This is a genomic window from Polaromonas sp. A23, assembly GCF_002001015.1.
In the GTDB taxonomy this organism is placed as follows: Bacteria; Pseudomonadota; Gammaproteobacteria; order Burkholderiales; family Burkholderiaceae_C; genus Polaromonas.
The window spans coordinates 195631-213273 of sequence record NZ_MUNO01000037.1; the positions used below are offsets into that span (position 1 = coordinate 195631).

Here is a 17643-nt window from a genome sequence, read left to right on the forward strand (position 1 = left end):
CTCAGGTACGTGAGGATTGCGAGCACCGCGCAACGACGCATGGCGCCCGCGCAGTAGCTTTACACGCGAAAGCTTTCGCCACAGCCGCAGCGGTCACGCTCATTCGGGTTAATGAATTTAAAGCCTTCATTGAGCCCCTCGCGCACAAAGTCGAGTTTGGTGCCATCGATGTAGGCCATGCTTTTCGGGTCCACCAGCACCTTCACGCCGTTGTCTTCAAACACCACGTCTTCAGGCGCAATTTCGTCGGCGTATTCAAGCTTGTAGGCCAGGCCTGAGCAGCCGGTGGTCCTGACGCCCAGGCGCACGCCCACACCCTTGCCGCGTTTGGCCATATAGCGGGTGACGTGCCGTGCTGCGGCGTCGGTGAGGGTGACGGACATGATTCGCGAATCGATGAAAAGTTAGTGGGTGTGCTTCAGCTTGTAGTCGCTGACGGCTGCCTTGATGGCGTCTTCGGCCAGGATGGAGCAATGGATTTTCACCGGCGGCAGGGCCAGTTCTTCGGCAATGGCGCTGTTCTTGATGCTTGCTGCTTCGTCCAGGGTCTTGCCCTTGACCCACTCGGTCACGAGCGAGCTGGAGGCAATGGCCGAACCGCAGCCATACGTCTTGAAGCGTGCGTCTTCAATCACGCCCGTCAGCGGATTGACCTTGATCTGCAGCTTCATCACGTCGCCGCAGGCCGGCGCACCGACCATACCGGTGCCTACCGTGTCGTCGCCCTTTTCAAATGAGCCGACGTTGCGGGGGTTTTCATAGTGGTCCACCACTTTTTCGCTGTATGCCATTTTGTTTACCTCTTCAAGCTGTTTGCGCTGCTTAGTGAGCAGCCCACTGGATGCTGGAAATATCCACGCCATCCTTGAACATTTCCCAGAGCGGTGACAGGTCACGCAGTTTGGCGACATTTTCCTTGATCGTCGCGACGGCGTAGTCAATCTCTTCTTCGGTGGTCCAGCGGCCTATGGTCATGCGCAGGCTGCTGTGCGCCAGTTCGTCGCTGCGGCCCAGGGCGCGCAGCACGTAGCTGGGTTCCAAGCTGGCCGAAGTGCAGGCCGATCCGCTGGAAACCGCCAAGCCCTTGATGCCCATGATCAGGGACTCACCCTCAACATAATTGAAGCTCATGTTGAGGTTGTGGGGCACGCGCTTGTCAGCATGTCCGTTGAGGAAAACTTCCTCCACATCCTTCAAACCGGCCAGCATGCGATCGTGCAAGGCACGGATGCGCTTGTTTTCCTCATGCATCTCGGCTTTGGCGATGCGGTAGGCCTCGCCCATGCCCACGATCTGGTGCGTTGGCAGGGTTCCCGAACGCATGCCGCGCTCATGGCCGCCACCGTGCATTTGTGCCTCCAGCCGCACGCGGGGCTTGCGCCGCACATACAGGGCACCAATGCCTTTTGGGCCGTAGGTCTTGTGCGAGGTCAGGCTCATCAGATCCACCGGCAAAGCAGAGAGGTCGACGTCTACACGGCCAGTGGCCTGAGCTGCATCGACGTGAAAAATAATGCCTTTTTCACGGCATAGCGCGCCGATAGCCGGGATGTCCTGGATGACACCGATTTCGTTGTTGACGTACATGACGCTCACCACGATGGTGTCTGGACGAATCGCGGCCTTCAATACTTCCAGGTCAAGCAGGCCGTCGGCCTGCACATCGAGGTAAGTCACATCGAAACCCTGGCGCTCCAGCTCGCGGCAGGTGTCGAGCACGGCTTTGTGTTCGGTCTTGACCGTGATGAGGTGTTTGCCCTTGGACTTGTAGAAATGCGCCGCGCCCTTGAGCGCCAGATTGTTGGATTCAGTCGCGCCACTGGTCCAGACAATCTCGCGCGGGTCGGCGCCAATCAGTTCGGCCACCTGCTCCCGCGCCTTTTCAACGGCGGCTTCTGCTTCCCAGCCCCAGGCATGGCTGCGCGATGCGGGGTTGCCGAAATGCTCGCGCAACCAGGGAATCATCACGTCCACCACCCGTGGGTCACACGGGTTCGTGGCGCTGTAGTCCATATAAATGGGGAAGTGGGGAGTTTCCATTTGGCTAGCTTTTCAATTCACGGCTGGCTTGCAGCATCAAAAAAGGACGGCAGTTTACGGCGATAACGCCTGTCAACCCGGTTCCGCTCAGGACTTCGAGAACGCGTTACCCAGGGCAAAAACCGAATTGGGCGCGTTGACCCGCATCGGTTTGGCCACCGGCGCAGTGAAGATCGCTTTCTTCACCATGGGCGTGTTTTCAACGACCACACCCTTGGCCAACTGGTCGTCGACCAGTTTCTGCAGGGTGACGGAATCAAGAAACTCCACCATGCGGCTGTTCAGCGAAGCCCACAATTCGTGCGTCATGCAGCGGCCACCGTCACCAAGGCAGTTTTCCTTGCCGCCACACTGGGTGGAGTCAATCGGCTCGTCCACCGACACAATGATGTCGGCCACAGTGATTTCGGCAGCCTTGCGGCCCAGCGTGTAACCGCCGCCCGGGCCACGGGTGGATTCCACCAATTCATGGCGGCGCAGTTTACCGAAAAGCTGCTCCAGATAGGACAGCGAAATCTGCTGGCGCTGGCTGATGGCCGCCAAAGTTACGGGGCCATTGTTCTGGCGCAGGGCCAGATCGATCATCGCGGTGACCGCAAAGCGGCCCTTTGTTGTGAGGCGCATTTTCAAGCTCCTTAAAAAGTTGGCTTGACTGTCGTTTGGCTCACCTTGTAAGTCTTATGAACTACAAGGAACTTTTCCCACCCACCCCTGCCAATCGGCCTGCCTGGCTCAGGGTTTCTATTGCTTTTGGTTGTTCTTGACTGTTTTCGTCAAGTATAGCATATGAGGCGCGGATTTGCTGGGTACCCGCCTCTCGAACGACTCTGGTTTGGGTGGCAAGCGGCCCGAACTTTCACACGCTTTTCATCCGATGGCGGTTTTTGGACCCGTTCTGGGCCGGTACGTTCACGCCGCCTGAGCAGCCGCGGGCCCTCAAGCTACAAAGTCAAGCGCTGCCGGGACCGGTAGAAAGCGGCACATTGTCGACACCCGGGGCGCCAAAAGCCTGCTGTTTGAGGACATGCAGCTGGTCGCGCACTTTGGCAGCTTTCTCAAATTCCAGGTTTTTCGCATGTTCGATCATCAGTTTCTCGAGCCGCTTGATTTCCCGGGCGATGTCTTTCTCGCTCATGTCTTCGACCAAGGCTTTCTGGATCTCGAGCTTTTCCGCTTCCTTGCCTGATTTTTCGCTGTAAACGCCGTCAATCAGGTCCTTGATGCGCTTGACGATGCTCTTGGGGGTAATGCCGTGTTCGAGGTTGAAGGTGATCTGCTTGTTGCGACGCCGCTCGGTTTCGCCCATCGCTTTTTTCATCGAATCGGTGATTCGGTCCGCATAGAGGATGGCGCGGCCATTGAGGTTACGTGCCGCCCGGCCGATCGTCTGGATCAAACTGCGCTCGGCGCGCAAAAAGCCTTCCTTGTCGGCATCCAGGATGGCCACCAGGCTGACCTCGGGAATGTCCAGCCCTTCGCGCAGCAGGTTGATGCCCACCAGCACATCAAAGCTGCCAAGCCGCAGGTCGCGCAGGATTTCCACCCGTTCGACGGTATCCACATCACTGTGCAGGTAACGCACCTTGACGCCGTTGTCGGTCAGGTAGTCAGTCAGCTGCTCGGCCATGCGTTTGGTCAGGGTGGTGATCAGCACCCGCTCGTTCTTGTCCACACGGATGCGGATTTCCTGCAGCACATCGTCCACCTGGTTCGTGGCCGGCCGCACCTCCACCTCCGGGTCCACCAGCCCGGTGGGCCGCACCACCTGCTCGACCACCTTGCCGGCATGCTGCTGCTCGTACGCAGCCGGCGTGGCCGATACAAAAATCGCCTGGCGCATCTTGGCCTCGAACTCCTCGAACTTGAGCGGCCGGTTGTCCAGTGCGCTAGGCAGGCGGAAGCCGTATTCCACCAGCGTGGTCTTGCGCGCACGGTCGCCGTTGTACATGGCGTTGAGCTGGCCGATCATCACGTGGCTCTCGTCCAGGAACATGATCGCGTCCTTGGGCAGGTAGTCGCACAGCGTCGAGGGCGGCGAGCCCGGCGGCGAACCGCTCAGATGGCGGGTGTAGTTCTCAATGCCCTTGCAGTGGCCGATCTCGCTGAGCATCTCCAGGTCAAAGCGTGTGCGCTGCTCGATGCGCTGCGCCTCCACCAGCTTGCCGTCGGCGACAAACTGTGCCACCCGCTCGGACAGCTCCAGCTTGATGGTTTCCACCGCTGCCATGACCTTGTCGCGCGGCGTGACGTAGTGGCTCTTGGGGTAGACCACAAAACGCGGCACCTTCTGGCGAATGCGCCCGGTTAGGGGGTCGAACAGCTGCAGCGACTCGATTTCGTCGTCGAACAGCTCGATGCGGATCGCCAGCTCGGAATGTTCCGCTGGGAAGACGTCGATCACATCACCGCGCACACGGAAAGTACCGCGCGCAAAGTCCTGGTCGTTGCGCGCGTACTGCATGCGGATCAGGCGCGAGATCACGTCGCGCTGGTTCATCTTGTCGCCCGAGCGCGCGATGAAACGCATCTGCGTGTAGTCCTCGGGCGCGCCTATGCCGTAAATCGCGCTGACGGTGCCAACAATGATGGTGTCGCGCCGCTCCAGCACGCTTTTGGTGGCCGACAGACGCATCTGCTCGATGTGTTCGTTGATCGCCGAGTCCTTTTCGATGAAGAGGTCACGCTGCGGCACATAGGCTTCAGGCTGGTAGTAGTCGTAGTAGCTGACGAAATACTCCACCGCGTTTTTTGGAAAAAACTCGCGGAACTCGCTGTACAGCTGCGCCGCCAGCGTCTTGTTGGGCGCAAACACAATCGCCGGCCGGCCCAGCCTGGCAATCACATTGGCCATGGTGAAAGTCTTGCCCGAGCCGGTCACTCCCAGCAGGGTCTGGAACACTTCCCCATCGTTGATGCCTTCCACCAGTTGCTCGATGGCCACCGGCTGGTCGCCCGCGGGCGGGTAAGGCATGAAAAGCTCGAAAGGCGAGTCCGGGAAACGCACAAATTCGCCAGCGGCGGGCACGGCTGGCGAATCGGTTATGACTTCAATCAGTTCTGGCATAAGAAACTCAATCCTGGCGCATTAAAATCTGTGGGCAACCAAACAGAATACGACATTTGGGCGATGGTTGCCTCCCCGGAGGCCGCAGATCACCCGCATGTTTGCGTAACACCCGGTTAACAAGGCCGGAAAAACATAAACCACCCTTCGTAAGGATTTTTCATGTCGCTTTTCACTGCCGTCGAAATGGCCCCCCGTGATCCCATATTGGGCCTGAACGAGCAATTCAATGCCGACCCCAATCCGGCCAAGGTCAACCTGGGCGTGGGCGTGTATTACGACGACAAGGGAAAGCTGCCGCTGCTGCAATGTGTGCAGGCTGCCGAAAAAGCCATGATGGAATCCCCCAAGCCACGCGGCTATTTGCCGATTGACGGTGTCGCCGCCTATGACGCGGCCGTCAAGGGCCTGGTGTTTGGTGCCGATAGCGAGCCGGTCAAAAGTGGCCGCGTCGCCACCGCCCAGGGTATTGGCGGCACGGGTGGCCTGAAAATTGGCGCTGACTTCCTCAAAAAGCTCAGCCCCAACGCCAAGGTCCTGATCAGCGATCCGAGCTGGGAAAACCACCGCGCCCTGTTCACCCAGGCCGGATTCACCGTTGAAAGCTACCCTTACTACGACACGGCCAAGCGCGGTGTCAATTTCGACGGCATGCTGGCCGCGCTGAATGCGGCCCCCGCAGGCACCATCGTGGTTTTGCACGCCTGTTGCCACAACCCCACCGGCTATGACATCACCAGCGCCCAGTGGGACCAGGTGATTGCCGCAGTCAAGGCACGCAACCTGACAGCCTTCCTGGACATGGCTTACCAGGGCTTCGGCCACGGCATCAAGGAAGACGGCGCCGTCATCGGCAAATTTGTAGCCGCAGGCCTGTCCTTTTTCGTCTCGACTTCGTTCTCCAAGAGTTTCAGCCTGTACGGCGAGCGCGTCGGTGCGCTGTCGGTACTGTGCGAAAGCAAGGAAGAAGCAGACCGCGTGCTGTCGCAGTTAAAAATCGTGATCCGCACCAACTACAGCAACCCGCAGATTCACGGCGCGACGGTGGTCGCCAACGTGCTGAACAATCCGGAGTTGCGCGCACTGTGGGAGAAAGAGCTCGGCGAAATGCGCGTACGCATCAAGGCCATGCGCCAGAAGCTGGTGGACGGCTTGAAAGCCGCCGGCGTCAAGCAGGACATGAGCTTCATCACCACGCAAATCGGCATGTTCAGCTACTCGGGGCTGTCCAAAGACCAGATGGTGCGCTTGCGCAACGAGTTCGGCGTGTACGGCACCGACACCGGCCGTATGTGTGTGGCCGCGCTGAACAGCCAGAACATCGATTACGTCTGCGCCTCCATCGCCAAAGTACTGTGAGACGCCGTTGACAGGTTTGCAGCAGCGCTTCCTGGAGGATGTGCTGCGCAACCCCTGCAATCGCGCATTGCTGGAGGGCCTTCCTGAAATGGGGCTTGCAGACGCCTGGCTGGTCGGCGGCTGCCTGTTCCAGACCGTCTGGAACCTCCTAAGCGATCGCCTGCCCCAAGCAGGCATCAGAGACTACGACATCTTCTATTTCGATCCGGACGATCTATCTGAAACCACGGAACAAGCCGTCGAAGAACGCGCCCGGGCCCGTTTTGCCGAGCTCGGCATTGTTCTGGAAGTCAAAAACCAGGCGCGCGTGCACACCTGGTACGAAGCGTATTTCGGCCGCCCCTGTCCACCCTTGAGAAGCGCCTGCGAAGGTGTTGACCGCTTTCTGGTCGGCAGCACCAGCGTAGCAGTCCACCGGGAAGCGGGCGCCATGGTTCTGCATGCGCCCTACGGCCTGGACGACCTTTACAGCGGGGTCCTCACCCCCAATCCGACGGTGGACCACGGCCCCCTGTATGAACGGAAATCACGGGACTACCAGGCGCGCTGGGCATGGCTGCGAACGCCCGAGACCTTCAAATCATGAGTTTCGGCCACATAGAGGCATAAAACATGCCTCTAGCCCTTATTTGACGGGCGCGAGCAGCTCCTGAATTTATAGCAAACTGAAGAAACGCTAGTCGGCCAGTGCGGCAACCGGGTCGTAAAAGAAGCGCTCTTCCACAATCTTTTCACCTTCCCAGCGTTGATGGGCCAGCTCATCAATCCGCATGATGTTCCCCGAGGTCCGGGTGAACTCAAACACCCAGTGGATGACCACAAAATCGCCGTCAACCAGAAACGATTTGACCGGCAAGGTCCGCATGGCGCTGCAAGCCGCGATCACCGCACGCTCATAGGCAACCAGGGTGTCCCGCCCCCGGCGCGGCGGCTGGCTGTTTTCCTGCATGCTCGCGTCCGGCGCATAAAACTGCTCGATGGCTTCAACGTAGCGTCCTTGCTCGACGGTGGTGATGAAGTCCTGGACGGTTTGGCGACTGGGCATGAGGCTCCTTTGATCTTTAAATTCAACGAACGAGCCGGCATTGTGTCATCGTCCGGTGCCCCCGGCGCGACACCCCGAATGAACCACTGCATGGAAGATGAGAACTTTATTATCCAGACCCCTATTACCCTTAGCCCAGGAGCCTTCCCGTGTCTGCAAACTCGCCCTCTCCCGCGCCGCTTGTCTCAGCCTACGGGGCGCGCAGCAACGCAGTTGATGTGGTGGCGGGACTCTCCTTGCGCAATCGCCACGCCATCGTCACCGGTGGCGCCTCCGGCCTGGGACTGGAAACTTCGCGGGCACTGGCGTCTGCGGGCGCCCGTGTGACCCTGGCAGTGCGCAACCTGACACAGGGCGAAACTGCCGCCAAGGAATTACGTGCCGCTTTCCCCAACGCAAACATCGGCGTGGCCCAGCTGGATCTGGCAGACCTCGCCAGTGTGCGCAGCTTCGCTGCCGGCTGGCTCGAAACCGGCGCCGCGCTGGACATCCTCGTCAACAACGCCGCCATCATGGCCTGCCCGCTCACACGCACAGCGCAAGGTTGGGAGGCGCAATTTGCCACCAACCACCTGGGCCACTTCGCCCTGACAAGCGCCCTGCTCCCGGCCTTGCTGCAGGCGGGCGCCAGCACCGGGGACACGCGCGTGGTCTGCCTGAGTTCCACCGGCCACAAGATCGCGGGCGTTGACTTCGACGACATCCATTTCGAACGGCGTAACTACAACAAGTGGCATGCCTATGGCCAGGCCAAAAGTGCCAATGCGCTGATGGCGCTGGGTTTGCACCTGAAATATGCCTCTCGCGGCATCACCGCCAATGCCGTGCATCCTGGCGGCATCATGACCGGCCTGCAGAAATTCCTGCCGCTGGAAGAGATGCGCGCTTTGGGTTGGCTCAAGGCGGACGACACGCCGCTGGATATCTTCAAGACCCCGGCGCAAGGGGCCTCGACCAGCGTATGGGCCGCTACCGCGCCAGCGTTGAAAGGCCGTGGCGGCCTGTACCTTGAAGATTGCCGGCAAGGCTTGCCCGCCGAGCCGGGTAACCGGATTTCCGGCTACTCGCCCCACATCGCCGACCCGGCCCTGGCGTTGCGCCTTTGGGAGGTGTCCGAACGCTTGCTCTCAACCCCAGATCACTGAGCGCATCGAGATGGAGCCGAGCTGAAAGCTGGTGTTGAAAAAATGCGGCTGTTCGCCAGCGTCCACCGCGCCTGCCGCGTACAGCAAGGGCAGGTAATGCTCGTGCGTAGGATGCGCCATCAGCGCCAGCTGGCCCAGCTTCTGGAAGTTCTGCAGGGCATCCAGGTTGCCCTGCTGAAGGTACCCACCCGTGGTCTGGTCAAACTCCAGCGCCCAGTCGTAAGCCTGGTTTCCGGCTGCGCCGCGCTGGGCCTGGCGCAGGTTGTGAACGATGTTTCCGCTGCCCACAATCAGCACTCCGCGCTCGCGCAGGCCCTTGAGCTGTTGGGCCAGGGCATAGTGATCGGACGGCGAACGGCTGTAATCCATGCTCAGTTGCATCACGGGAATCGCAGCTTCGGGGAACATCGGCTTGAGCACCGACCAGGCGCCATGGTCCAGGCCCCAGGCGTCCAGATCCACCCCCAGCGGGGCCGATCCGCGCTGCCTGACAAAGCGGCTGATCTCCCTCGCAGCAGCCGGCGCGCCGGGTGCAGGGTACTGCTGGTCGAACAACTCCTGAGGAAAACCACCAAAGTCATGAATGGTCTTGGGCTGGTCCATGCCCGTCACCCACCACCCCTCGGTCAGCCAGTGAGCCGAAATGCACAGAATAAGCTGCGGCGGCGGGTATTTGCTGCCAAATCCGGCGCCCAGGGCTTGCCAGCTGCGTCGGTATTCGTTGTCCCCGATGGCGTTCATCGGGCTGCCGTGGCCCACAAACATCACCGGCATCCGGTCAGACTTTTCCAGCGAAGTGAACTGGTCAAGCGCAAGAAAGCTGGTGGTCTCGGTCATAACACTCCATGGGATGCTCAAAAAAGCGCCAGGACGGCGCCAAGCGCTGCATTATTCAGGCTTTTGCAACTCTCTGCCGGGCTGCCAACACGAAAGCCACGGCGCCGGCCCTGTGAACTTTTTCATCGAATGGCTCGATGACCGGATCCGCCCCCTTTGTTATTGGTGTTTCTACTCCAGACAATCATAAGCACACCTGTTATTATTTGTTGCACTGCAGCATTTCGTTGTACAAAGGTTAGCCACATGCTCTATCAAGTCTATGAGACCCAACGCTCCCTGATGGAGCCGTTTGTCGACTTTGCGCAAGCCGCCGCCAAGCTTTATAACAATCCCATGTCTCCGTTCAGCCAGAACCCGCTGGCACAGCGTGCAGCCGCCGGTTACAGCCTGATTTACCGGCTCGGCAAAGACTACGAAAAACCCGCTTTCGGCATCACCCGGGTCGACGTGAATGGCATCAACATCGCCATCCATGAACGGGTCGAGCTGGACAAACCTTTTTGCGAGCTGCGCCGCTTCAAGCGTTTCACCGATGACCCGGCGACGCTGACCCAGCTCAAGGGCGAGCCGGCGGTGCTGATTGTGGCGCCGCTGTCGGGCCACTATGCCACCTTGCTGCGCGACACGGTACGCAGCATGCTCAAGGACCACAAGGTCTACATCACCGACTGGAAAAACGCCCGCACGGTGCCGATGTCTGAAGGTTCGTTCAATCTGGACGACTACGTCAACTATGTACAGGAGTTCATCCGGCACCTGCAGGGCACTTACGGCAACTGCCATGTCATCAGCGTGTGCCAGCCCACCGTGCCGGTGCTGGCTGCCGTGTCACTGATGGCCTCTCGCGGCGAGCTGACACCCCTGAGCATGACCATGATGGGCGGCCCCATCGACGCTCGGAAGTCGCCGACGGCGGTCAACAACCTGGCCATGAACAAAAGCTTCGAATGGTTCGAGAACAACGTGATTTACCGCGTGCCCAGCAATTTCCCGGGTGCCGGCCGCCGTGTTTACCCCGGCTTTTTGCAGCACACCGGTTTTGTCGCGATGAACCCGGACCGCCATGCCAGCAGCCACTACGATTATTTCAAGGACCTGCTCAAGGGCGATGACGCCAGCACCGAAGCGCACACCAAGTTCTACGACGAGTACAACGCCGTGCTGGATATGGACGCCGACTACTACCTCGACACCATCAAAACCGTGTTCCAGGAGTTCAAGCTGGTCAACGGCACCTGGGACGTGCGCTCCGTGGACGGCAAGCTCGAACGGGTTCGCCCGCAGGACATCAAGACAACGGCGCACTTCACGGTTGAAGGCGAGCTGGACGACATCTCCGGCTCCGGCCAGACCGAAGCCGCCCACGCCCTTTGCCACAACGTGCCCAAGGCGCGCCAGAAGCACCTGGAAGTCAAGGGCGCCGGCCATTACGGCATTTTCAGCGGCCGCCGCTGGCGTGATGTTGTGTATCCGCAGGTCAAGGCCTTCATTGCCGCGCACCATCCAGCCTCGCTGCGCGCGGCCGTTGCTGCGAGCAACACACCACTGGCCCCCAAAAAGAAGGCCGTAAGGCGCAAGTGAACGGGCTGGCCGCACGCATTCACGCTGCCCTGCCCCAGACTCAGTGCACGCGTTGCGGCTACCCTGACTGCGCTGCCTATGCGCAGGCCATCGCCGGGGGCGAGGCCGATATCAACCAATGCCCGCCCGGCGGCGCAGAAGGTGTAGAGCGCCTGGCCCTGATCACCGGCCAGCCGGCGGCGGCACTCAACCCAGAGAACGGCAGCGAAGGCCCGCGCCATCTGGCCGTCATCGACGAAAACTGGTGCATCGGTTGCACCCTGTGTCTGGATGCCTGCCCGGTGGATGCGATTGTGGGCAGCAACAAACTCATGCACACCGTGATCGAGCCTTATTGCACCGGCTGCGAGCTGTGCATTCCCGTGTGCCCGGTGGACTGCATCAGCCTCGAAAACGTCACAGCAGAGCGCACCGGCTGGAGGGCCTGGTCAGAGGCGGACGCTGCGCTGGCCCGCAATCGCTATGAATTTCATAGCACACGGCGCATGCGGGACAAGGGTGAAAACCAGAAAAGGCTTGAAGAAAAAGCCGAAGCCGCCCTGGCCGACCTGACGGGGCACTCTCAGCACACCGACCCCGTCATCCTGGACCAGAAACGCGCTGTCATTGAAGCGGCCCTGGCGCGTGCGCGGGCCAAGCGCGACCCTGGAAACGGCGAAGCCTGAAGCCCGTTCCTTCAGCCCAGCGCGTCGTTCACCGAGTCCCGAAACTCGGCCAGGCTCACGGCGCTGTCGATCTCGCGCGGCAAAGCGTCGCGAATCGAGAAAACACCCAGGATTTGCCCGGCTGAAGAAACAATCGGCAAATGCCGGAACCCGCGCTCCAGCAAGATCAACACAGCGTCCGATACCGGCATCTCGGGCACCACGCACAGCGGGTTGTGCGTCATCACCTCGGTCACCGGCGTCTTTTCGGCATTCAGGGCCTTGGCCAGCACACGGGTCATCAAATCACGCTCGGTCAGAATTCCCAGCATCACCCCCGCGGTGTCGATGATCAACACGCTGCCGCAGTTGGCCTTGGTCATGACACAGGCGGCCTCCCAGACGCTGGCCTGTGGCGAAAGGCTCACCACCCGCCTGTGCGGGATGGACTGGAATACATTCCGTTCAGCCATGACGGCCTCCTTCTAACGCAGTGCAGCGTTGAGCTTGTCCAGCAACTTTGCACCGGGGCTGAGTTGCCCGGCACCGAGTTTGTTCAGTGGCGTGTCACTGGTGTTGAGCGCCACATGCAGGTCTGTGGCCAGCGGATCAACGTACAGCAGGCCCGTCACCACCTCGCCGCGCGCCTGGTGGGCGTTCATGTAACTCAGCGCGGCAAAACGGTCGGTCGGGTCATAGTCTTCCTGCAACTTGCGAAAACGCAGCGGAGAGCCATCGTGCTGCAGCACCTCAATCACCTCGCCCGGCGCATAACTTGCCGTGATTTCCTCACGCGAACTGATGAAGTCAATGCGGCTGACCGCCTCGTTGTGCTCACGCACATAGTCGTAGCTTTTGGTGCTGCCGGCATGGTTGTTGAAGGCCACGCACGGGCTGACGATGTCAAGGAAAGCAGCACCCCCATGGCCGATGGCCCCCTTGATCAGCGGCACCAGTTGCGCCTTATCGCCCGAGAACCCGCGTGCCACATAAGTAGCACCCAGTTGCAACGCCAAGGCCACCAGGTCGACCGGGCTGTCGCTGTTGACCACGCCCTTCTTGCTTTTGGATCCCTGGTCTGCGGTGGCCGAAAACTGTCCCTTGGTCAGGCCGTAAACGCCGTTGTTTTCAACGATGTACACCATGTTGATGCCGCGCCGCATAGCGTGCGCGAATTGACCCAGACCGATGGAGGCCGAGTCGCCGTCGCCGGAGACGCCCAGGTAAAGCAGATCTCGATTAGCCAGGCTGGCGCCCGTCAATACCGAAGGCATACGTCCATGCACGGTGTTGAAGCCGTGCGACGCCCCGAGAAAATAATCCGGCGTCTTCGAGCTGCAACCTATGCCCGAAAGCTTGGCGACGCGGTGCGGTTCGATGTCGAGTTCCCAGCAGGCCTGAATGATCGCCGCAGAAATCGAGTCATGCCCGCAACCGGCGCACAAGGTGGAGATCTTGCCTTCGTAGTCGCGCCGGGTGTAGCCGACCTTGTTGACGGTCAGGGATGGGTGATGCAGCCTGGGTTTGGCCAGATAAGTCATGCCACGCGCTCCTTGCCTTTTTGTTGGGGTCTGCCCGCCTGAGCCTTCACATGCTCGGTGATGGCCTTGGTGATGAACCGTGCGGTGATCGGCGTGCCGTCGAAATGCAGCACACGCACCAGGCGCGCCGGGTCAATATCGAGTTCATTGACCAGCAGGCAATGCATCTGCGCATCGCGGTTTTGTTCGACCACGAATACTTTGTCATGCACGGCAATGAACTGCCTGACCGACTCCGGAAACGGAAAGGCACGAAGCCGCATCGCGTCCAGGTGAATGCCCTCCTCACCCAGCACATCCAGCGCCTCGTTCATCGCCGGGCTGGTGGAGCCGAAATAAATGACACCCAGCGAGGTTTTGCGTGCGGCAGAGCGCAGTACCGGTTGCGGCACCAGCGTCGCCGCCGTTTCAAACTTCTTCAGCAGGCGCTGCACGTTGTAGATGTAGTCCGGCCCGCGCTCCGAATACTGCGCGTAGGCATTGCGCGTGGTGCCGCGCGTGAAATAGCTGCCCTTGCTGGGGTGCGTACCCGGCAGGGTTCGCCAGGGAATACCGTCGCCGTCCACGTCCTTGTAGCGGCCAAAGTCCTTGCCCGCCTCCAGCTCCTCGGCGCTCATCACCTTGCCGCGGTCGTAACTTCGGCTGTCGTCCCACGCAAAGGGCTCGCACAGGCGCTGGTTCATGCCGATGTCCAGGTCGGTCATCAGGAATACCGGTGTTTGCAGCCGCTCCGCCAGGTCCAGCGCCGCCGCAGCATGCTCGAAGCACTCATGCGGATCTTCGGGCAACAGCAGCACGTGTTTGGTGTCCCCGTGCGACGCATAGGCGCAGGAAATAAGGTCGGCCTGCTGCGTGCGCGTCGGCATGCCGGTCGAGGGGCCGCCGCGCTGCACATTGATGATGGTGACTGGTATCTCCGCAAAGTAAGCCAGGCCGAGGAACTCGGTCATCAGCGACACGCCTGGGCCCGAAGTGGTCGTGAAGGCCCGCGCACCATTCCACCCTGCCCCGACCACCATACCGATCGAGGCAATTTCATCTTCGGCCTGCACGATGGCGTAGTTGTTGCGGCCCGTCGCAGGGTCCACCCGGTATTTGGCGCAGTAAGACTGAAAGGCCTCGGCCACCGAAGAAGACGGCGTGATCGGGTACCAGGCCGCCACGGTGGCACCGCCATAGACGCAACCCAGCGCCGCCGCACTGTTGCCGTCGACAAAAATCTTGTTACCCACCTGGTTGCTGCGCTGCACGCGTATGCCCAGCGGTGCCTGCAGGTGCTCGCTGGCGAAATCACGCCCCAGATGCAGCGCCTGAACGTTCGACGCCAGCAGTTTTTCCTTGCCCTTGTATTGCTCGCCAAACAGCTTTTCCAGCACCTCTGGTTCAATTTCCAGAAGAACCGACAACGCACCCACGTACACAATGTTCTTGAAGAGCTGGCGCTGGCGCGGATCGCTATAGACAGCGTTGCAGATTTCCGTCAGCGGCATGCCGATGACGTTAATATCTTCGCGAAATTTCTCCGGTGGCAAGGGGCGAGTGCTGTCGTAAAACAAATACCCGCCCGGCTCCAGCTCGGCCACATCGGCATCCCAGGTCTGCGGGTTCATGGCCACCATCATGTCGATGCCGCCACGCCGGCCCTGGTAGCCCTTGTCGCTCACCCGCGCTTCGTACCAGGTCGGCAGGCCCTGGATGTTGCTGGGGAAAATATTGCGCGGGCTGACCGGCACGCCCATGCGCAAGATGGCCTTGGCAAACAACTCGTTGGCAGAGGCCGAACCCGAGCCATTGACGTTGGCAAACTTGATCACAAAATCGTTGACGGCTTCAATCCTGTTTTTCATGCTGGCACCCCTCCTGCGCGGGCGGCAGTTTTGCTGCCATCTCTGCACGACGGCCCGGCCTGCGTGGTCTGCAGCAGAAACTTCTGCATGTCCCAGGCACCGGTGGGGCAACGCTCGGCGCACAGGCCGCAGTGCAGGCAGACGTCTTCGTCCTTCACCATCACCCTGCCAGTCTTGAGCTCGTCTGACACGTAAAGATCCTGTGTCAGGTTCAGCGCAGGCGCTTTCAGGTGCGCACGCAAACCGGCCTCGTCCTCGTTGGCGGTGAAGCTGATGCAGTCCATCGGGCAAATGTCGACACAGGCATCACATTCGATGCACGCCGGCGCAGCAAACACGGTCTGCACATCGCAGTTCAGGCAGCGCCCGGCCTCCTTGAAGGCAGTTGCCGCGTCAAAACCCAGCTCCACCTCAACACGGATGCTGGCCAGCGCAATTTCCGCCTTGGCCCAGGGCACCTTGAAGCGGGGATCATTGGACGTGTCATTGTCGTAGCTCCACTCGTGAATGCCCATCTTGGTGGACATCAGATTGGTCATCGGGTCGGGCCGCCGCGCGATGTCTTCGCCGCTGAGCAGGCGGTCGATCGACACCGCCGCCTCATGCCCATGCGCCACTGCCGTGATGATGTTTTTTGGGCCAAAAGCCGAATCGCCACCAAAAAACACATTCGGCACGCTGGACTGGAAAGTTTCCTTGCCCAGCACCGGCAGGCCCCACTCGTCAAAAGCAATGCCGCAGTCCCGCTCTATCCAGGGAAAGGCATTCTCCTGGCCCACCGCAATCAGCACGGCATCGCACTCGACCAGTACGTCAGGCTCCCCCGTCGGCACCAGGCTGCGCTTTCCCTTGTTGTCATAAACGGCCTTGACCACTTCAAAGCGCATGCCGGTCAGCTTGCCCTGGCTGTGCTCAAAAGACTTGGGCACGTGAAAATTGATGATCGGAATGCCTTCATGCTGGGCGTCTTCCTTCTCCCAGGGCGAGGCTTTCATTTCCTCGAAACCGCTGCGCACAATCACTTTCACGTCGGTGCCGCCCAGGCGCCTGGCGGAACGGCAGCAATCCATGGCGGTGTTGCCGCCACCCAGAACGATCACGCGTTTGCCGATGCTGGTGATGTGGCCAAAAGACACAGAGGCGAGCCAGTCAATGCCGATATGAATGTTCTCCTTGATGTCGCTGCGGCCCGGCAGGTTCAGGTCGCGCCCGCGCGGCGCGCCGCAGCCGACAAACACCGCGTCGTACCCTTCAGCCAGCAGGCCTTTCATTGACTCGATCCGCTGGCCACTTCTGAAAGCAACGCCCAGATCGAGGATGTAGCCGGTTTCTTCATCAATCACCGACTCGGGCAAGCGAAAGCGCGGGATCTGGGTGCGGATGAAACCACCGGCCTTGGCCTCGCCGTCAAATACCGTGACTTCATAACCCAGCGGCGCAAGGTCACGCGCCACCGTCAGCGAAGCCGGCCCCGCACCTATGCAGGCAATCCGCTTACCGTTTTTCGGTGAGATTTTCGGCATGCGCTGGCGGACGTCGTCTTTCATGTCCGCTGCCACGCGCTTGAGCCGGCATATCGCTACGGGTTCAGGCTGTTCGCCATTGTTTTCCTCGACGCGACTGCGGCGGCATGCCGGCTCGCAGGGTCGGTCACAGGTACGCCCAAGAATGCCGGGAAAGACATTCGACACCCAGTTGACCATATAGGCATCGCTGTAGCGACCCTGGCCTATCAGGCGTATGTATTCCGGAACGGGGGTATGGGCCGGACAAGCCCATTGGCAATCGACGACCTTGTGGAAGTAAGACGGATTGGCTACGTTGGTTGGCTGCACGTACTGGCTCCTTGCCCCCTTCGGCACCAAGACAGGGTCAGGAGGTCAGACCAGTTTACGCCCCGCCTGCCACAGGGCGCTCTCGGGTGAATCCCTCAGTCGTGGGCGGGCAGTCAGTCAGCCGCAGCCTGCAGCCGGCCAAAAGCCGCCACAACCTCGGGCGGCGCCTGAACCAGCTCAATCAGCACGCCCTCGCCAGAAATGGGAAATTCTTCGTTGGCTTTGGGGTGCAGAAAACAGATGTCAAAACCCGCGGCACCCTGGCGAATGCCGCCCGGCGCAAAGCGTACCCCCTGTGCCGTCAACCAGGTCACTGCCTTGGGCAGGTCGTCAATCCACAGGCCGACGTGGTTGAGCGGCGTGGTGTGCACCGCCGGTTTTTTGTCCGGGTCCAGCGGCTGCATCAGGTCAACTTCGACCTTGAAGGGCCCGCTGCCAATGGCGCAAATGTCTTCATCGACGTTTTCGCGTTCGCTTACGAAGTTGCCGGTGACCTCCAGGCCCAGCATGTCAACCCAGAGTTTGCCCAACCGCTGTTTGTCGGTACCGCCAATGGCAATTTGCTGGATGCCCAAGACCTTAAACGGACGCGTCATTTCATTTTCCTCAACGAACAATCAATCGCCTCGGCGCTGCCGACAAGTGCGGAGGTCTGCTCCGGACCAGCCGGGGCCGCCGAACCGGCTTCGCCGGGCCGCAGGC

General features: G+C 60.5%; 17 protein-coding genes. 5 read left to right on the top strand and 12 right to left on the bottom strand.

The annotated features are described in order from the left end of the window. Nucleotides 1-59: 59 nt before the first annotated feature. From iscA to uvrB, 5 genes are all read right to left on the bottom strand, one after another. A complete protein-coding gene (gene iscA, locus B0B52_RS17805) occupies nt 60-383 on the bottom strand; it encodes an iron-sulfur cluster assembly protein IscA (RefSeq protein ID WP_077595006.1) in 324 nt (107 codons plus the stop codon). 21 nt (nt 384-404) lie between these two features. After that, nucleotides 405-791, bottom strand: a complete 387-nt coding sequence (iscU, locus tag B0B52_RS17810) for a Fe-S cluster assembly scaffold IscU (RefSeq protein WP_077595007.1) — start codon at nt 789-791, stop codon at nt 405-407. A gap of 31 nt (nt 792-822) precedes the next feature. Next, nucleotides 823-2040 (bottom strand): IscS subfamily cysteine desulfurase, encoded by a 1218-nt coding sequence (locus B0B52_RS17815; protein WP_077595008.1) that lies wholly within the window; start codon nt 2038-2040, stop codon nt 823-825. Between the two features lie 87 nt (nt 2041-2127). Then, nucleotides 2128-2664, bottom strand: coding sequence for a Fe-S cluster assembly transcriptional regulator IscR (gene iscR / locus B0B52_RS17820; RefSeq protein ID WP_077595009.1), 537 nt, complete (start codon nt 2662-2664; stop codon nt 2128-2130). A gap of 325 nt (nt 2665-2989) precedes the next feature. Then, complete coding sequence (gene uvrB / locus B0B52_RS17825) at nt 2990-5104, bottom strand: excinuclease ABC subunit UvrB (RefSeq protein ID WP_077595010.1); 2115 nt, start codon at nt 5102-5104, stop codon at nt 2990-2992. A gap of 162 nt (nt 5105-5266) precedes the next feature. Here uvrB and B0B52_RS17830 point away from each other — a divergent pair, with 162 nt between their 5' ends. Both B0B52_RS17830 and B0B52_RS17835 read left to right on the top strand, forming a co-directional pair. Next, nucleotides 5267-6463 (top strand): amino acid aminotransferase, encoded by a 1197-nt coding sequence (locus tag B0B52_RS17830; protein ID WP_077595011.1) that lies wholly within the window; start codon nt 5267-5269, stop codon nt 6461-6463. 7 nt (nt 6464-6470) lie between these two features. After that, on the top strand, nt 6471-7049 hold the full coding sequence (locus B0B52_RS17835; RefSeq protein WP_254425749.1) for a nucleotidyltransferase family protein: 579 nt from the start codon (nt 6471-6473) through the stop codon (nt 7047-7049). A gap of 90 nt (nt 7050-7139) precedes the next feature. On the opposite strand, the gene B0B52_RS17840 is transcribed toward B0B52_RS17835, so the two are convergent. After that, a complete protein-coding gene (locus B0B52_RS17840) occupies nt 7140-7508 on the bottom strand; it encodes a nuclear transport factor 2 family protein (protein ID WP_077595012.1) in 369 nt (122 codons plus the stop codon). A 149-nt stretch (nt 7509-7657) separates the two neighbouring features. Between B0B52_RS17840 and B0B52_RS17845 the strand changes: the two genes are divergently transcribed. Further along, complete coding sequence (locus B0B52_RS17845) at nt 7658-8653, top strand: SDR family NAD(P)-dependent oxidoreductase (protein WP_077595013.1); 996 nt, start codon at nt 7658-7660, stop codon at nt 8651-8653. On the opposite strand, the gene ygiD is transcribed toward B0B52_RS17845, so the two are convergent. Continuing rightward, nucleotides 8636-9490, bottom strand: coding sequence for a 4,5-DOPA dioxygenase extradiol (ygiD, locus tag B0B52_RS17850; protein WP_077595014.1), 855 nt, complete (start codon nt 9488-9490; stop codon nt 8636-8638). The genes B0B52_RS17845 and ygiD overlap by 18 nt on opposite strands. A gap of 246 nt (nt 9491-9736) precedes the next feature. Between ygiD and B0B52_RS17855 the strand changes: the two genes are divergently transcribed. Both B0B52_RS17855 and rsxB read left to right on the top strand, forming a co-directional pair. Next, nucleotides 9737-11074: a polyhydroxyalkanoate depolymerase gene (locus tag B0B52_RS17855; protein WP_077595015.1), complete on the top strand. Its 1338-nt coding sequence runs from the start codon at nt 9737-9739 to the stop codon at nt 11072-11074. Beyond that, nucleotides 11071-11739 (top strand): electron transport complex subunit RsxB, encoded by a 669-nt coding sequence (gene rsxB, locus B0B52_RS17860; RefSeq protein WP_077595016.1) that lies wholly within the window; start codon nt 11071-11073, stop codon nt 11737-11739. The genes B0B52_RS17855 and rsxB overlap by 4 nt, the downstream gene beginning before the upstream one ends. Nucleotides 11740-11750: 11 nt before the next feature. Here rsxB and B0B52_RS17865 read toward each other — a convergent pair whose 3' ends face one another. From B0B52_RS17865 to B0B52_RS17885, 5 genes are all read right to left on the bottom strand, one after another. Next, nucleotides 11751-12191 carry a cyclic nucleotide-binding/CBS domain-containing protein gene (locus B0B52_RS17865; protein WP_077595017.1) on the bottom strand — a complete coding sequence of 147 codons (441 nt, stop codon included), beginning with the start codon at nt 12189-12191 and terminating at the stop codon, nt 11751-11753. A gap of 12 nt (nt 12192-12203) precedes the next feature. Beyond that, nucleotides 12204-13259, bottom strand: coding sequence for a 2-oxoacid:ferredoxin oxidoreductase subunit beta (locus B0B52_RS17870; protein ID WP_077595018.1), 1056 nt, complete (start codon nt 13257-13259; stop codon nt 12204-12206). Next, a complete protein-coding gene (locus tag B0B52_RS17875; RefSeq protein WP_077595019.1) occupies nt 13256-15106 on the bottom strand; it encodes a 2-oxoacid:acceptor oxidoreductase subunit alpha in 1851 nt (616 codons plus the stop codon). Before B0B52_RS17875 ends, B0B52_RS17870 begins: the two co-directional genes overlap by 4 nt. Next, nucleotides 15103-16941 carry an FAD-dependent oxidoreductase gene (locus B0B52_RS17880; RefSeq protein ID WP_077595020.1) on the bottom strand — a complete coding sequence of 613 codons (1839 nt, stop codon included), beginning with the start codon at nt 16939-16941 and terminating at the stop codon, nt 15103-15105. Before B0B52_RS17880 ends, B0B52_RS17875 begins: the two co-directional genes overlap by 4 nt. 113 nt (nt 16942-17054) lie before the next feature. Next, entirely contained in the window at nt 17055-17537 is a 483-nt protein-coding gene (locus B0B52_RS17885) for a VOC family protein (protein ID WP_077595021.1), read from the bottom strand. Between the last annotated feature and the right edge of the window lie 106 nt (nt 17538-17643).

What these genes read in the sequence shown, in the direction of transcription:
- B0B52_RS17855 (WP_077595015.1), top strand. Translation starts at nt 9,737, where the DNA reads ATGCTCTATCAAGTCTATGAGACCCAACGCTCCCTGATGGAGCCGTTT.
- iscU (WP_077595007.1), bottom strand. Translation starts at nt 791, where the DNA reads ATGGCATACAGCGAAAAAGTGGTGGACCACTATGAAAACCCCCGCAAC.
- ygiD (WP_077595014.1), bottom strand. Translation starts at nt 9,490, where the DNA reads ATGACCGAGACCACCAGCTTTCTTGCGCTTGACCAGTTCACTTCGCTG.
- B0B52_RS17830 (WP_077595011.1), top strand. Translation starts at nt 5,267, where the DNA reads ATGTCGCTTTTCACTGCCGTCGAAATGGCCCCCCGTGATCCCATATTG.
- uvrB (WP_077595010.1), bottom strand. Translation starts at nt 5,104, where the DNA reads ATGCCAGAACTGATTGAAGTCATAACCGATTCGCCAGCCGTGCCCGCC.
- iscR (WP_077595009.1), bottom strand. Translation starts at nt 2,664, where the DNA reads ATGCGCCTCACAACAAAGGGCCGCTTTGCGGTCACCGCGATGATCGAT.
- iscA (WP_077595006.1), bottom strand. Translation starts at nt 383, where the DNA reads ATGTCCGTCACCCTCACCGACGCCGCAGCACGGCACGTCACCCGCTAT.
- B0B52_RS17840 (WP_077595012.1), bottom strand. Translation starts at nt 7,508, where the DNA reads ATGCCCAGTCGCCAAACCGTCCAGGACTTCATCACCACCGTCGAGCAA.
- B0B52_RS17865 (WP_077595017.1), bottom strand. Translation starts at nt 12,191, where the DNA reads ATGGCTGAACGGAATGTATTCCAGTCCATCCCGCACAGGCGGGTGGTG.
- B0B52_RS17885 (WP_077595021.1), bottom strand. Translation starts at nt 17,537, where the DNA reads ATGACGCGTCCGTTTAAGGTCTTGGGCATCCAGCAAATTGCCATTGGC.
- B0B52_RS17875 (WP_077595019.1), bottom strand. Translation starts at nt 15,106, where the DNA reads ATGAAAAACAGGATTGAAGCCGTCAACGATTTTGTGATCAAGTTTGCC.
- B0B52_RS17870 (WP_077595018.1), bottom strand. Translation starts at nt 13,259, where the DNA reads ATGACTTATCTGGCCAAACCCAGGCTGCATCACCCATCCCTGACCGTC.
- B0B52_RS17815 (WP_077595008.1), bottom strand. Translation starts at nt 2,040, where the DNA reads ATGGAAACTCCCCACTTCCCCATTTATATGGACTACAGCGCCACGAAC.